The 13677-nt window shown below is 60.7% G+C and carries 14 protein-coding genes and 1 riboswitch; all 14 genes read left to right on the top strand.

What is annotated here, in order from left to right; genetic code table 11:
* Window positions 1-101 precede the first annotated feature (101 nt).
* The 14 genes from ACQZ6J_RS03840 to olsC all read left to right on the top strand — a co-directional run bounded on the left by ACQZ6J_RS03840 (window position 102) and on the right by olsC (window position 13667).
* Complete coding sequence (locus ACQZ6J_RS03840) at window positions 102-1145, top strand: Gfo/Idh/MocA family protein (RefSeq protein ID WP_449082064.1); 1044 nt, start codon at window positions 102-104, stop codon at window positions 1143-1145.
* 4 nt (window positions 1146-1149) lie between these two features.
* A complete protein-coding gene (locus ACQZ6J_RS03835; protein ID WP_449082062.1) occupies window positions 1150-2043 on the top strand; it encodes a sugar phosphate isomerase/epimerase family protein in 894 nt (297 codons plus the stop codon).
* Window positions 2044-2275: 232 nt separating this feature from the next.
* Window positions 2276-3541: an ABC transporter substrate-binding protein gene (locus ACQZ6J_RS03830; RefSeq protein ID WP_163986391.1), complete on the top strand. Its 1266-nt coding sequence runs from the start codon at window positions 2276-2278 to the stop codon at window positions 3539-3541.
* Between the two features lie 71 nt (window positions 3542-3612).
* Window positions 3613-4518 (top strand): carbohydrate ABC transporter permease, encoded by a 906-nt coding sequence (locus ACQZ6J_RS03825; RefSeq protein ID WP_163986390.1) that lies wholly within the window; start codon window positions 3613-3615, stop codon window positions 4516-4518.
* Window position 4519: 1 nt separating this feature from the next.
* The gene (locus ACQZ6J_RS03820; protein WP_163986389.1) at window positions 4520-5395 is read left to right on the top strand and encodes a carbohydrate ABC transporter permease; all 876 of its coding nucleotides are present in this window, start codon (window positions 4520-4522) and stop codon (window positions 5393-5395) included.
* A gap of 94 nt (window positions 5396-5489) precedes the next feature.
* Window positions 5490-6578 (top strand): sn-glycerol-3-phosphate ABC transporter ATP-binding protein UgpC, encoded by a 1089-nt coding sequence (locus tag ACQZ6J_RS03815; RefSeq protein ID WP_163986388.1) that lies wholly within the window; start codon window positions 5490-5492, stop codon window positions 6576-6578.
* A gap of 98 nt (window positions 6579-6676) precedes the next feature.
* Window positions 6677-7240, top strand: coding sequence for a TetR/AcrR family transcriptional regulator (locus ACQZ6J_RS03810; protein WP_449082058.1), 564 nt, complete (start codon window positions 6677-6679; stop codon window positions 7238-7240).
* Window positions 7241-7259: 19 nt separating this feature from the next.
* Complete coding sequence (locus ACQZ6J_RS03805) at window positions 7260-7601, top strand: DMT family transporter (protein WP_163986386.1); 342 nt, start codon at window positions 7260-7262, stop codon at window positions 7599-7601.
* Window positions 7602-7764: 163 nt separating this feature from the next.
* The gene (locus ACQZ6J_RS03800) at window positions 7765-8550 is read left to right on the top strand and encodes a ThuA domain-containing protein (RefSeq protein WP_449082055.1); all 786 of its coding nucleotides are present in this window, start codon (window positions 7765-7767) and stop codon (window positions 8548-8550) included.
* Between the two features lie 8 nt (window positions 8551-8558).
* Window positions 8559-9602, top strand: coding sequence for a Gfo/Idh/MocA family protein (locus ACQZ6J_RS03795; protein ID WP_449082053.1), 1044 nt, complete (start codon window positions 8559-8561; stop codon window positions 9600-9602).
* Window positions 9603-9643: 41 nt separating this feature from the next.
* Window positions 9644-10471 carry a class I SAM-dependent methyltransferase gene (locus ACQZ6J_RS03790; RefSeq protein WP_163986383.1) on the top strand — a complete coding sequence of 276 codons (828 nt, stop codon included), beginning with the start codon at window positions 9644-9646 and terminating at the stop codon, window positions 10469-10471.
* A gap of 64 nt (window positions 10472-10535) precedes the next feature.
* Window positions 10536-10623, top strand: a riboswitch (Fluoride riboswitch).
* Window positions 10624-10738: 115 nt separating this feature from the next.
* Window positions 10739-12109: a voltage-gated chloride channel family protein gene (locus ACQZ6J_RS03785; protein ID WP_449082051.1), complete on the top strand. Its 1371-nt coding sequence runs from the start codon at window positions 10739-10741 to the stop codon at window positions 12107-12109.
* Window positions 12110-12132: 23 nt separating this feature from the next.
* The gene (crcB, locus tag ACQZ6J_RS03780) at window positions 12133-12522 is read left to right on the top strand and encodes a fluoride efflux transporter CrcB (RefSeq protein WP_163986382.1); all 390 of its coding nucleotides are present in this window, start codon (window positions 12133-12135) and stop codon (window positions 12520-12522) included.
* Window positions 12523-12821: 299 nt separating this feature from the next.
* Window positions 12822-13667, top strand: coding sequence for an ornithine lipid ester-linked acyl 2-hydroxylase OlsC (olsC, locus tag ACQZ6J_RS03775; RefSeq protein WP_163986381.1), 846 nt, complete (start codon window positions 12822-12824; stop codon window positions 13665-13667).
* Window positions 13668-13677 lie beyond the last annotated feature (10 nt).

Here is a 13677-nt window from a genome sequence, read left to right as displayed (position 1 = left end):
AGTCCTCCTCTATTGACACAGGAAAATCTTTTCGCATAGTATCGTAAACGTTTACGGAGCGCGTGTCATGAGGGGTTACGCACCGCCCGCTGGAGGACATCGTGAAATTTAATGCCATTTTGTGCGGGTGCGGAGCTATGTCCAAGGGCTGGCTCAGGGCCATCGCCTCGACACCGGCGCTTGCCGAATCCATTCAGATCGTGGGTCTGGTCGATCTCAACAGAGCGACCGCTGAAAACCTCGCAAAAGAGTTCTCTCTCGAAAGCGTCGTTATCGGCTCCGATCTTGCAGACGTCATCGCGGCCACCAAGGCCGATCTGGTCTTCGACGTCGTCATTCCGGCCGCGCGCTTCGGCGTGGTTTCGACGGCGCTGAAGGCCGGCTGCCATGTGCTCAGCGAAAAGCCGATGGCGACGTCGCTTGCCGAGGGCGCCGCGCTGATCGATCTTGCCGCTCACGCCGGCAAGGTCCATGCCATCATCCAGAACCGCCGCTTCATCTCGGGCGTCCGCCGCTTGCGGCGTTTCGTGGAGGAGGGGGCGATCGGCGATCTCACCGGCGTCCATTGCGATTTCTTCCTCGGTCCGCATTTCGGCGGCTTCCGCGAGGAAATGGACAATGTGCTGCTGCTCGACATGGCGATCCACACCTTCGACGCCGCCCGCTTCGTGTCCGGCAAGGTGCCGCTCTCGGTCTATTGCGTCGAGAAGAACCCGGTCGGATCTTGGTACAAGCATGGCGCATCCGCTCACGCGCTGTTCGACTTTTCCGACGACGTCGTCTTCAGCTATCGCGGTTCCTGGTGTGCCGAAGGGCGGCGCACGAGCTGGGAAAGCCAATGGCGGCTGACCGGCAGCAAGGGCATGCTGACCTGGGATGGCGAAGAGAATTTCGAAGCGGCGGTTGCCGGCAATGAGCCGGGTCTGCTGCACGGCTTCACCCCGATCGAGGTTCCCGGACCGAAGCACGAGGAGGAGACGCATGGCCATGCCAGCGTCATCGCCTCCTTCATCGAGGCGATCAGGACCGGCAAGCCGCCCGAGACCGCGAGCGGTGACAATATTCGCAGCCTCGCCATGGTTCTCGGCGCGATCGAGAGCGCCAAGACGGGCCGGCGCGTCGATATATCAGCACAAGGACAGTGACATCATGACAAATCCGGCAAAGGCCATCCGCATCGGCACGATGATCAGGGCGACGAACGAGGATGCCGCCAAGGGCATCGCCAAGATCGCCGATCTGGGCTTCGAAAGCTTCGAGCCCTTCTTCTGGCAGACCACCAACGGCCAGAACCTTGCGGAACTCGGCAAGCGCTGCCGCGACGCCATCGGCGACCGCGACATCACGATTTCGACCCTCGGCATGTTCGGCAATCCGCTTGAAGAGCGTGAGCTGGACCTGCAGACGCTGCAGGGCTGGAAGGACTGCATCGACAACGCCCATCATTTCGGCGCCACCTGCGTCGCCGGCTTTACCGGGCGTATCCGCAACAAGCCGCTCACCGACAGCCTGCCGCGTTACAAGCAGATCTGGAGCGAGCTTGCCAAGCGGGCCGCCGACAAGGGCATCAGGATCGCTTTCGAAAATTGCGCCATGGACGGCAACTGGGCGACCGGCGACTGGAACATCGCGCACAATCCCGATGCCTGGGAGCTGATGTTCAACGAAACGCCGGACGACAATCTCGGCCTGGAGTGGGAGCCGTGCCATCAGATGGTCTATCTGATCGAGCCGCTGCCGCAGATCCGCAAATGGGCGAAGAAGATTTTCCACGTCCACGGCAAGGATGCGACGATCCGCTGGGATGTCATCAAGGAGCACGGCATTTTCGGCAAGGAGAAGTTCGTCTTCATGCGCACGCCCGGCTTCGGCGACAGCAACTGGACCGATATCATCTCCGAGCTGCGGCTTGCCGGCTGGTCCGGTTCCATCGACATCGAGGGCTGGCACGACCCGGTCTATCGCGACGCGCTGGAGATGACTGGTCAGGTTCACGGCCTGAACTATTTGAAGAGCAGCCGGGGCGGGGAATTTGTCGAATAGCGCGCATGTTTGCGAATCTGCATCGATTTAGGAGGCAAGTTGTGCGTTAATCAAATGCCCGGGGCGCGTGACGCTTCGGGCAGGACGGATACCAAAACGGAGGAACTGCCGAGCGTCCGCTCCTTGTCCCTGTGACCGGCGGACGCTTGGTGCAAGCGAGAGAAAAGCCGATGGCAGCGCGGGCCATGTCGTCGGTCAGATACCGTCACGGTTCGCAGGTGGAGGAGAATATATGAGTATTTTTTCGAAGCTGGCGATCACTGCCGGCATGTCGCTTCTGTTGGCTGCCGGTGTGGCGCAAGCCCAGAGCAAGACATTTAACGTCTGGTGGTACGAACTGCCCGACACGCCTCAGGCCGTGGCCTGGACGAAGGCACTCGACGTATTCAAGACCAAGCATCCCGATATCACCGTCAATTTCGAACAAAAGACCTTCGATCAATTGCAGAAGGCCGGCAGTCTCATTCTCAATTCGGACCAGGCGCCCGACGTGCTCGAGTACAACAAGGGCAACGCCACGGCAGGCCTCGTCGCCTCGCAGGGGCTCCTGACACCGCTCGACGACCAATTCAAGGCGCGCGGCTGGGACAAGGTCCTGAACGAAACCAACACGCAGCTCAGCAAATATGACGAGAACGGCGTCTATGGCTCGGGTCCGATCATCGGCATTCCGGCGCTCGGCGAGTTCGTCTCCGTCTTCTACAACATCGACATGTTCCAGGCCGACGGCCTGAAGGTGCCGACGACGCTGGCCGAGTTCGAGGCGGCTCTCGACCACTTCAAGCAGAAGGGCATCACGCCGCTCGCCTATGGCACGGTCGATTCGAACGCGCAGCATCTGCTTTACACGCTGGCGCTGACGCAGGCCGACGACACCTGGGTGAAGAACTATCAGGGCCTCAAGGCCCCGCTCGACACCAAGCCCTTCCTGTTCGCCGCTCAGAAGATCGCCGACTGGGTGAGCAAGGGTTACATCTCGAAGGATTCGACCGGCCTCAAGGGCACGGATGCCGCCACCGTCTTCTCTTCGGGCAAGGCGCCGATGTTCGTCAGCGGCACCTGGAACAACGGCAATTTTGCCAACACCATCAAGACGTTCAAGTGGAGCCAGTTCCTTTTCCCGACGCCGAAGTACACTGTCGGCTCGACCGGCAGCATGTTCATGGTGCCGAAGAGCGCCAAGAACAAGGATCTCGCCTATGAGTTCATCGACCTGGTGCTGAGCAAGGATAACCAGAACCTGCAGGCAAACCTCGGCGGCGTCGCCATTGGTGCCGATCCTGCTGCCATCACCGATGAAGTCGGCAAGCGCAACGTAGAGCTCTTCAACGAGATTTCCAGCAAGGGTGGCCTCGGCTTCTACCCGGACTGGCCGGTGCCCGGCTACTACGAGCTGCTGATCCAGGCAACGACCGGCCTGGTCAACGGCTCCACGACGCCTGATCAGTTCGTCGTGCGCCTGAAGAAGGCTTACGACGACGTACAGGCGGCCCAATAATCCCATCGGCGACAATCACAACGGCGGGACGGCCTTCAAGCCGCCTCGCCGTATCGGACTGGAGGAATTCGATGGATAAGTCGAGGAGCGCCGGCAGGGCGGGGTACTATCTCTATATGATCCCCGGAATGCTGGGGTTTGTGGTGGTCGTGCTCATTCCGCTGATTGCCAATTTCGCGATCAGCTTCACGACATGGAAGGGCGGCGTCATTCCGCCCCGTTATGTCGGTTTTGAAAACTATGCGAGGCTGCTTCAGGATGCCGCCTTCTGGGGCTCCATCCAGCACACGCTGCTGTTCATCATCTCGATGACCATCGTGCCCATCCTCCTGGGGTTGGTGCTTGCGGCGGTGCTGTTCGACTATATCAGCGCGCAATTCAGCGAGACCTGGTCGAGCTTCTTTCGCGCCGGCTTCTACCTGCCGCAGATCCTGCCGCTGACCGCGGCCGGCGTTCTCTGGGGATGGATCCTCAACCCCATCGGCATCATCAACGCCGTGCTGAAGGCGATCGGTCTCGACTTCCTGGCCAAAAACTGGCTGGGGGATGCCAACTACGCGCTCTGGGCGGTCTCGGCCGTGATCGTCTGGGTGCAGGTCGGCTACTGCCTGGTCGTCTTCATGTCGGGTTTGGCGCGCGTCGACCCTTCGCTGTACGAGGCCGCCGAGCTTGACAATGCAAGCTGGTTTGGGCGTTTCCGCTCCATCACGATCCCGATGCTCATGCCCGAGATCTTCGTCGTCGCTCTCACGACGCTGATTGCGGCACTCAAGGTCTTCGCGCCGATCTACGTCCTGACATCGGGCGGGCCCGACAACGCGACGACGGTTCCATCCTATCTGTCTTATTATCACTTCTTCACCACGAACCGCGTCGGCTATGCGGCCGCGATCGCGACGCTGCAAACGGTCATGACCATCGTGCTCGGCATCGTGTTCCTGCGCATGCAATCGAAGCAGACCGAGGGAGGGCACTGAGATGGCCGCCACATCTTCGATTTCCGCCTCGGTCGTTTCGACGGATCGTCGCCAGGGGAAGGGCTTTGGCCGCTGGGTGGTTCTGGCTGTCCTGCTCGTCTTCCTCGCGGGAACGCTCTTTCCGTTCTTCCTGGCAGCCTTCAACGCCATCAAGACGCCGTCCGACTATGCCGCCAACGGCCCGCTTGCATTCCCGCACAGCTTCGACCTGACGGCACTCAAGAACTTCTGGGACACGGTGAATTTCCCACGCAAGCTCTTCAACAGCATTCTCATCAGCGGATGCACGGCCATATTCGCCGTCGTTCTCAGCCTGCTCAATGCCTATGCCATCGGCATCGGCCGGGTGCGCGGCGGGCAGGCGTTGCTGGTGGTGCTGCTGATCGCCATCATGGCGCCGCAGGAAGCGCTTGTTTATCCGCTGTACTATATGGCCAAGCAGGTGGGCCTGTTCGATTCGATGTTATCGGTGATCCTGATCATCGGCGTTCTGCACACTGCCTTCGGCACCTACCTTCTGTCCTCGGTCCTGACGACCTTTCCGCGCGAGATCATCGAGGCGGCGCAGATCGACAACGCTACGCGATGGCAGATCCTGTGGCTGGTGATCGTGCCGGTGCTGCGCCCGACGCTGGCCGTGCTGGCGACCTTCTTCTTCATCTGGACCTGGAACGAGTTTCTGATTCCCTTGGTGTTCCTGGTCTCCAACAACAACCAGACGGTCTCCGTCGCCATGGGCGTTTTGTCGGGAGCCAATACGCAGGAACCGACCGCGATTGCGGCGGCCTCGCTGCTCGGCATCACGCCGACGGTGATCTTCTTTCTGATTTTCCAGCGGACACTGACGCGCGGCGTCGCCGTCGGTGCCGTCAAATAGACGAATGCGGAAGCCCCGTTCCGCCGGCGACGGTCGGGACGGGTGCGATGAATGGCAGGTCCGACGAAGTTCGATTTTCCGCAGGAGGAGTAAAGTGGCAGGTATCAATATCAAGTCCCTCACCAAGCATTTCGGTGCCGTGCAGGTTCTCAACGACATCGATCTGACGATCGAGCGCGGGGAGTTCGTCGTCTTCCTCGGCGGCTCCGGTTGCGGCAAGTCGACGTTGCTGCGGATGATCGCGGGCCTGGAGTCGATCACCAGCGGCGAGATCTGGATCGGTGGGCGGCGTGTCGATCAGCTGCCGCCGGGCGAGCGCGGGGTATCGATGGTGTTCCAATCCTACGCGCTCTATCCGCACATGACCGTGCGCGACAACATGTCGTTCGGCCTGCGCAACATCAAGACGCCGAAAGCCGAGATCGACCGGCGCATCGAGGAGGCTGCCAAGATCCTCGAAATGCCGCATCTCCTCGATCGCAAGCCCTCGGCGCTCTCCGGCGGTCAGCGTCAGCGTGTCGCGATCGGCCGCGCCATCGTGCGCGAGCCCGATGTGTTCCTTTTCGACGAGCCGCTCTCCAACCTCGATGCCGGCCTGCGCACGCGCACCCGCGTCGAGCTGGCACAGCTGCACGAGCGGCTTGGCGCGACGATGGTGTTCGTCACCCACGACCAGGTGGAGGCGATGACGCTTGCCGACCGTATCGTGCTGCTCAACAACAAGAAGATCGAGCAGGTGGCTTCACCCGTGGAGATCTACACGCGGCCCGCGACGCGCTATGTTGCCCAGTTCGTCGGCTCGCCGGGCATGAACTTCATAAGCATAGCCGGCGTCGGCGATGCCGGCGGCCTGGCGACGGCGACCTTGCCGGACGGCTCGGTCATCAGGACGGCTGTCGCGCTCGACGGCCTTTCGAACGCCGGGCTGACGCTCGGCATCCGCCCGGAGCATCTGGTCGTCACGACCTCGGAGAAGGGCGATATTGGCGGCCATGTCGAGACCGTGGAGCGTCTCGGCGACCGGTCGCTCGTTCACGTCAGGCTCAAGGACGGCTCGAAGATCATCGGCACCGATCCCGGCATGACGACCGTTGCGACCGGTTCGCCGATCGCCTTTGCCGTCGATGCAAAGAAAGTGAGCATCTTCGATGCGAACGATGCCGCGTATCATTCCGTAAACTGAGGAGGACACAACAGAAAGACCAGCCATACCCGACTGTGCCTTCAAAGGCCGCCGATTAGATCATTGACGAAACCGTCCAACTGGTATGTTATGTCGCCATGTCCACTGCGCACCACAGGAAGAAGCAACCTCTGTTCGTCCGCCAGCAATTGCTGGAGGTCGCGGCGCGGCTTGCTTCCGAAAAGGGGATGACAGCGGTGACGCTGGATGCCGTTTCCGGCGCGTCCGGCGTCAGCAAGGGCGGTTTGCTGCATCATTTCCCCAGCAAGAACATGCTTCTGGAAGCGCTGTTCGACAGCCTTCTGGAACGGCTCGACGCTGCAATCGAGGAAGCGATGCGCGCCGATCCGCTGCCGCATGGCCGCTTTACCCGCGGCTACCTGCATGCCTGCCTGGCATTGCGGGATCAGCCGCAGGGCACGAAGGACTGGGCACAGGTGACGATGGTGCTGCTCAGCGAACCGCAATTGCGGCAGCGCTGGCGCGAATGGGTGCGCGAGCGCAGCGAGGAATATGTCGGAACGGACTCATCGGTGGATGCCGCAATCGTCAGATTGGCGACCGATGGGATCTGGCTTGCGGACCTGCTCGGCAGCCACGACATGGACCAAAGCTCTCGTCAAAGGCTGATCGACCGGCTGGTCGAACTGACACAGCTCTAACATTATCGGAGAAAATGGAATGGCGAACGCATCGGTCTATGCAGTGCTGCTTGTCGCGATCGTGCTGGAGGTCGTCGGTACGACGGCCCTGCAGATGTCGCAGCAGTTCACTCGTCTCGGCCCGACGGTGGTTCTGGTGGTCTGCTACGCGGCCGCCTTCTATTGCCTTTCGGTAACGTTGCGGGTCATCCCGGTGGGCATTGCCTATGCCATCTGGAGCGCGCTCGGCATCGTGCTGATTTCGATAGTGGGGGTGGTGCTTTTCCGCCAGAAACTCGATCTCGCCGCCATCATCGGCCTCGCGCTGATCATTGTCGGGGTGCTCGTCGTAAACCTTTTCTCAAAATCCGTGTCGCACTGAAAACAGAGGTGTAGTTCATGGTTGCTTTTGCCTTTGTCAGATCGCTGTGGAGGCATTATGTCTTGCCCGAATAGGCTGACGGAGGCTTGAAATATGGCGCTTTCCCAAAGCGCTTTGGATCGCATAACCTATTCAATCTCAATGGTATCAGAGGAGTGCCGTAATGACTATTCGTGCCGTCGTATGGGGCGAGAACATTCATGAGCAGACAAACAAGATCGTCGCCGAGATCTATCCGGAAGGCATGCACAACACCATCGCAAAGGCGCTCAATACGGATGCCGGTATTCAGGCAACCACTGCAACGTTGCAGGAGCCGGAGCATGGCCTCAGCGAAGCTCGCCTGAAGGATACCGACGTTCTGCTGTGGTGGGGCCACAAGAACCATGGCGGCGTCGCGGACGAGGTCGTCGAGCGCGTGGCCAAGCGGGTATGGGAAGGCATGGGGCTCATCGTCCTGCATTCCGGCCACTTCTCCAAGATCTTCAAGCGCCTGATGGGCACGCCCTGCGCGCTGAAATGGCGTGAGGCCGGCGAGCGTGAACGTTTGTGGGTCATCAATCCGCGCCATCCGATCGCAGCCGGTCTCGGCGAGCATTTCGAGCTTGAGAACGAGGAAATGTACGGCGAGCAGTTCTCCGTTCCGGAGCCGCTGGAAACCGTGTTCATCTCCTGGTTCCAGGGCGGCGAAGTCTTCCGTTCGGGCATGACCTGGCGCCGTGGCGCCGGCAATATCTTCTATTTCCGCCCCGGCCATGAGACCTATCCGACCTATCACAACGATACGGTTCACAAGGTTCTCATCAACTCGGTGAAATGGGCCTACAACCCGCTCGGTACGCAGGCCAGCATCCACGATGCGCCGAACGTGCCGGTCGAAAAGGCACTGGAGCCGATCGTCGAACGCGGCCCGAGACTCCACCAGGCCGGCGAAGCCGGTTATCGCTGAGGTATCAGATGCGTCTCATAGTAGTTGGCACGGGCGGCATGGCGAAGAACCATGTGGAGCATTTCGCCCGCATTCCTGGCGTCGAAATCGTCGGCGCCGTCGATACGGATGCGACGAGGCTCACCGCCTTTTGCGATACGTTCGATATCAAGGAGCGCTTTTCGTCGCTTGACGAGGCGCTGGCCTGGGGCGAGTTCGATGCGGCGACCAACGTCACGCCGGACAAGGCTCACAACCCGACGACGTTGCCGCTGCTTGCCGCCGGCAAGCATGTTCTCTGCGAGAAGCCGCTCGCGGAGAATTATGAAAAGGCACTCGAGATGACGGAAGCTGCCGAGAGGGCAGGGGTCGTCAACATGGTCAACCTGACCTATCGCAATGTCGCGCAGCTGCAGAAGGCGCGCGAGATGGTGATTTCGGGCGAGATCGGCACGGTCAAGCATGTGGAGGCTTCCTATTTGCAGAGCTGGCTGGTCTCCAAGGCGTGGGGCGATTGGCGCAGCGAGTCCAAGTGGCTGTGGCGCCTGTCGACCGGGCATGGTTCGAACGGCGTTCTCGGCGATATCGGCATCCATATCCTCGACTTCGCCGCCTATGGCGCCGCGACGGATATCGACCACGTCTTCGCCCGCCTGAAGACCTTCAACAAGGCGCCCGGCGAGCGTATCGGCGAGTATACGCTCGATGCGAACGACAGCTTTTCGATGGCTGTCGACTTTGCCAACGGTGCGCTTGGCGTGGTGCATGCGAGCCGCTGGGCGACGGGGCACCTGAACGAGCTGAAGCTGCGCATTTACGGCGAACGCGGCGGCCTGGAAGTATCTCACAGCCCGAACGGCTCCGAGCTGCGGGGTTGCCTCGGCGATGACACCGAAACGGCGACGTGGAGGGTCATCGAAGTGCCGCCGGTGCTGACCAACTACCAGCGTTTCGCCGAAGCCGTCATGACCGGCAGCAGCCAGGACCCAAGCTTCCGCCACGCAGCCAACTTGCAGCGCGTGCTGGATCTTGCCATGGTAACGGAAACCGAGCGGCGCGAACTGAAGGTCTGAAGCCACGGACCACCTTCAGGCAAGGCCTTGGGAGTGCAAGCATGTCTACCGAGGAAAAAGTTGCCAGCCACTACACGCATGGATCGCTGGAAACGGCGATCCTGCAAAGCCTTGCTGAAAACGGCAAGGATATCGACAATCTGCGTCTCCGCGATCTGGCCGACGTCGATGAGTTCCATCTGGGGCGGCATGCGGCCACGGTGGATTTCGCGCGCGATCTCGATCTGTCCGCCGGCCTGCGGCTTGCCGATATCGGATCGGGGCTGGGCGGACCCGCCCGCCATTTTGCCGATGCCTATGGATGCAGCGTATCGGGCATCGACCTCACCGATGAATTCGTTCAGGTCGCCAATTCGCTCACGGTCCGCTGCGGCATGGCGGACCAGGTCTCCTTCCGGCAGGGGAGTGCCTTGGACCTGCCCTTCGAGAGCGGCAGCTTCGATCGGGCAACGCTCATTCATGTCGGCATGAACATCGAGGACAAGGCGGGGCTGTTCGTCGGGATCCGCCGCATTCTCAAGCCGGGCGGTCGTTTAGGGCTCTATGAGGTCATGCAGATGCGTGACGGCGCGCTTCCCTTTCCGATGCCCTGGGCGATGGAGCCGGAGACGAGTTTTGTCCGCAGTCCCGATGTCTATCGCCATCTGCTGGAGGAGGCCGGCTTCAGGCTCGAGCTGGAGCAGGATCGCAGCGCCCTGGCGATCCGGCTGGCACATGAAGCGCGGGCCAAGGCCGCCGCAGGCGGCGGCCGAAACCAGGGCTTTCGCACGCTGATGGGGCCGCGGGCCGGCGAGCGGAGCGGCAATGTCAACATATCGGTCGAAGGCGGCTTGCTCGCGCCGATCGAGATGATCGCCAGGGCCGTTTGAAGACATGGCAGCTGATGCTTTTGGCCGCAGTCCGTTGACAGCGGCGGGCCTGTTTCTATATTGAAATATCAACGGTAATGGATTTCTGCCGGGCCATGTGGCCGAACCGCTGCTCTGATTTTTCCAGGGAAGCTGATGACTCCTACTCAAGGCGCCTGAAAGGCGAAGGAGTAGAGTCGTGTCTTTTTTCTTGCCGTTATCCCGTTCATATTTCCTATCCAGTATCCCCGCAAGACCGTCCGTCGGCTTCGCGGGAGGGGCAAACTGATGTCCGCATCCGTATACTTCCATCATCGCTTTCAGCAATTTCGCAGCCTGTTCAAATGGATCATCCTGGTCGTGCCGATGGCTGTCGTTGTCGGCTCGCTCTGCGCGGCGTTCCTCTGGAGCCTGGACAAGGCAACCGCGACGCGCTTCGACCATCCCTGGCTGATTTTCCTGATGCCGGTCGCCGGTTTTCTCATGGTGCTTGTCTATCAGCGCTTCGGTCGCGGCTCGGAAGGCGGCAACAATCTGATCGTCGACCAGATCCATGAGCCCGGGGGCGGCGTGCCGTTGCGCATGGCGCCCTTCATTCTGGTCTCGACGGTCCTGACGCATCTGGTCGGAGGTTCGGCGGGCCGCGAGGGGACGGCCGTGCAGCTTGGCGGCAGCATTGCCAGCGCCTTCGCGAAGACCTTCCGGCTCAGCCACGCCGAGATCCGGATTCTTCTCATGGCGGGCATAGCGGCGGGCTTCGGCGCAGTGTTCGGCACGCCGATCGCGGGGGCGGTCTTCGCTATCGAGGTATTGACGATCGGGCGCATGCAATATGAGGCGTTGATCCCCAGCCTTGCGGCCGCGATCGCGGCCGACTGGACCTGCCACGCCTGGGGTATCGAGCATATCCAGTATCAGATCGGCTACTTTGCCGGCACCCCGGCCAGCAGCTTCCATCTCGATGCGTTGCTGCTTGTCAAGGTCGGCATTGCCGGTGTCCTGTTCGGCCTGGCGGCACGCTGCTTCAGCGAGGTCTCGCATATGGCGTCTGCGGCCTTCAAGCGCTTCTGCGCCTATGCCCCGCTGCGGCCCGTGATCGGCAGCGCGGTGCTGATCGGTCTCGTGTACCTGCTGGGCACCCGGCAGTATCTCGGGCTTGGCGTCTGGTCGCCCAATCCCGGCGATGCGACGATCCTCGGTTTCTTCGATCCGGCCCATATCGACTACTGGAGCTGGTTCTGGAAGGCGGTCTTTACGATCGTGACGCTCAGCGCCGGCTTCAAGGGCGGTGAGGTGACGCCGCTTTTCTTCATCGGCGCGGCGCTCGGCAATGCGCTTGCCGCCATTCTGGGCGCGCCCACCGATCTCTTTGCCGGATTGGGCTTTGTTGCCGTCTTTGCCGGCGCGACCAACACGCCGCTCGCGTGCATGATCATGGGCATCGAGCTGTTCGGCGCGACGCATACCGTCTATCTCGCCGTGGCCTGCTTCCTTGCCTACATCTGCAGCGGGCATACCAGCATTTATCTGTCCCAGCGTCTCGGCATCGCCAAGAGCGCAGTCTCCGGGCAGATTCCTGCCGATATGTCACTTCGCCATATTCGGGAACGCGGCCTGGAGACGCGGAGAAAGAATACCCATAAGATCGAAAGGGTCTGACGCAAGGATTGGTGGAGGTTGTCGTGCTCTATCTCATCGTGTTTCTCGGTGCCGGAGTGGGCGGCGCATTCCGTCTCGGCATCAACGAGGTCGCCGCCCGCCTGCTCGGGATCGAATTTCCATTCGGCACGCTCATCATCAATGTCCTAGGAGCGTTCATCATGGGGCTGCTGACGGAATATTTCGTCTTTCGCGGCGGTGTGTCGCAGGAGGTGCGATTGTTTCTGACAACCGGCGTTCTTGGTGGATTCACGACGTTTTCGACCTTCGCACTGGAAAGCGTCGCGCTCTGGGAGCGCGGCCAGTGGGTGCCGGCCATTGCCTATGTGATCCTGTCGGTTTTGCTGTCGATCGGCGCTCTGATTGCGGGACTTGCAATTGTCCGGCTAATAATTCAGGCTCAAACCGTATAGTGATGCGGCGTCGATCGATCTCGCCGTATTTTTGCCGATTCTGAGGTGAATTCCTCTCGGGAATCGCCGGAGACTCATTCCAGGACAAACCACCGCTCGTTGTGGAGGGACTCTCTTGCGAAATTCGACTAATCAACTCATATAATCGACTATTGCAATCACCGCATAACAAAGGAGTCGGGTGTCAATCGGGAAGGGACAGGCGAATATCCCAAGTTTCGATCCTGTTGCCCCTTCGGGATTCGCATGCAGATTCCCCGGGCCAAGACTTTCTCCCTGGACAGCCCTTAGAGACAGACATGACGGAGAGCCCCTTGAGCGCACCTGCTCCCACTTCCAATCAATCTCCCAGCCCGGAACAGACCTTCGGCACCGCCGGCATCGCTCCGATGGATCGTGCAAGCGCCATGACGCGCTTCTTCATGGGCATCGTTGCCTGGGCCGAGCGGCTCAATCTCAAATATGCCAAACTCGGCAATCCGCCTGTCTATGACAACGCGACTTTCCCCTGGGCCGCCGAGATCGAGAAGGATTATCCTGCGATCCGCGCCGAGCTCGAGAAGGTGCTGCTGCGCCAGAGCGAGCTGCCGACCTTCCAGGACATTTCCACCGACGTGAAGACCATTTCGACCGACACGCGCTGGAAGACCTTCTTCCTTCTCGGTTTCGGGGTGAAATCGGAGCAGAACATCAAGGCGTGCCCGAATACCTGGGCGGCGGTGCAGAAGATCCCCGGATTGACGACGGCGATGTTCTCCATTTTCGAGCCGGGCAAGCATCTTCCCGCCCATCGTGGCCCCTATAATGGTGTGCTGCGTCTGCATCTCGGGCTGATCGTGCCGGAGCCGAACGAGAAGCTCGCCATCCGCGTCGACAAGCAGGTTTGCCATTGGCAGGAAGGCAAGGCGCTGATCTTCGACGACGCCTATGAGCACGAGGCCTGGAACCATTCCGACAAGACCCGTGTGGTGCTCTTCGTCGATTTCGTCAAGCCGCTGAAATTCCCGGCCCGCTTCGTCAACTGGGCCTTGATGAACCTGGCGATCTTCACGCCCTTCATCAAGGAGGGCCTCGACAATCACAAGGAATGGGAAAAGAAGTTCTACGCCCAGGCAGAGGCGTTCAGAAATCGCCCGAAGGCTTGATCCGGCCGGC

The organism is Rhizobium sp. A37_96 (genome assembly GCF_053521765.1).
Note: the sequence above shows the minus strand (reverse complement) of the source record. Positions and strands in the feature narration are given on the sequence as shown.

Coding starts and splice junctions, on each gene's coding strand:
- ACQZ6J_RS03825 (WP_163986390.1), top strand. CDS start 3,613: ATGGATAAGTCGAGGAGCGCCGGCAGGGCGGGGTACTATCTCTATATG.
- olsC (WP_163986381.1), top strand. CDS start 12,822: ATGACGGAGAGCCCCTTGAGCGCACCTGCTCCCACTTCCAATCAATCT.
- ACQZ6J_RS03795 (WP_449082053.1), top strand. CDS start 8,559: ATGCGTCTCATAGTAGTTGGCACGGGCGGCATGGCGAAGAACCATGTG.
- ACQZ6J_RS03820 (WP_163986389.1), top strand. CDS start 4,520: ATGGCCGCCACATCTTCGATTTCCGCCTCGGTCGTTTCGACGGATCGT.
- ACQZ6J_RS03810 (WP_449082058.1), top strand. CDS start 6,677: ATGTCCACTGCGCACCACAGGAAGAAGCAACCTCTGTTCGTCCGCCAG.
- ACQZ6J_RS03835 (WP_449082062.1), top strand. CDS start 1,150: ATGACAAATCCGGCAAAGGCCATCCGCATCGGCACGATGATCAGGGCG.
- ACQZ6J_RS03785 (WP_449082051.1), top strand. CDS start 10,739: ATGTCCGCATCCGTATACTTCCATCATCGCTTTCAGCAATTTCGCAGC.
- ACQZ6J_RS03805 (WP_163986386.1), top strand. CDS start 7,260: ATGGCGAACGCATCGGTCTATGCAGTGCTGCTTGTCGCGATCGTGCTG.
- ACQZ6J_RS03790 (WP_163986383.1), top strand. CDS start 9,644: ATGTCTACCGAGGAAAAAGTTGCCAGCCACTACACGCATGGATCGCTG.
- ACQZ6J_RS03830 (WP_163986391.1), top strand. CDS start 2,276: ATGAGTATTTTTTCGAAGCTGGCGATCACTGCCGGCATGTCGCTTCTG.
- ACQZ6J_RS03800 (WP_449082055.1), top strand. CDS start 7,765: ATGACTATTCGTGCCGTCGTATGGGGCGAGAACATTCATGAGCAGACA.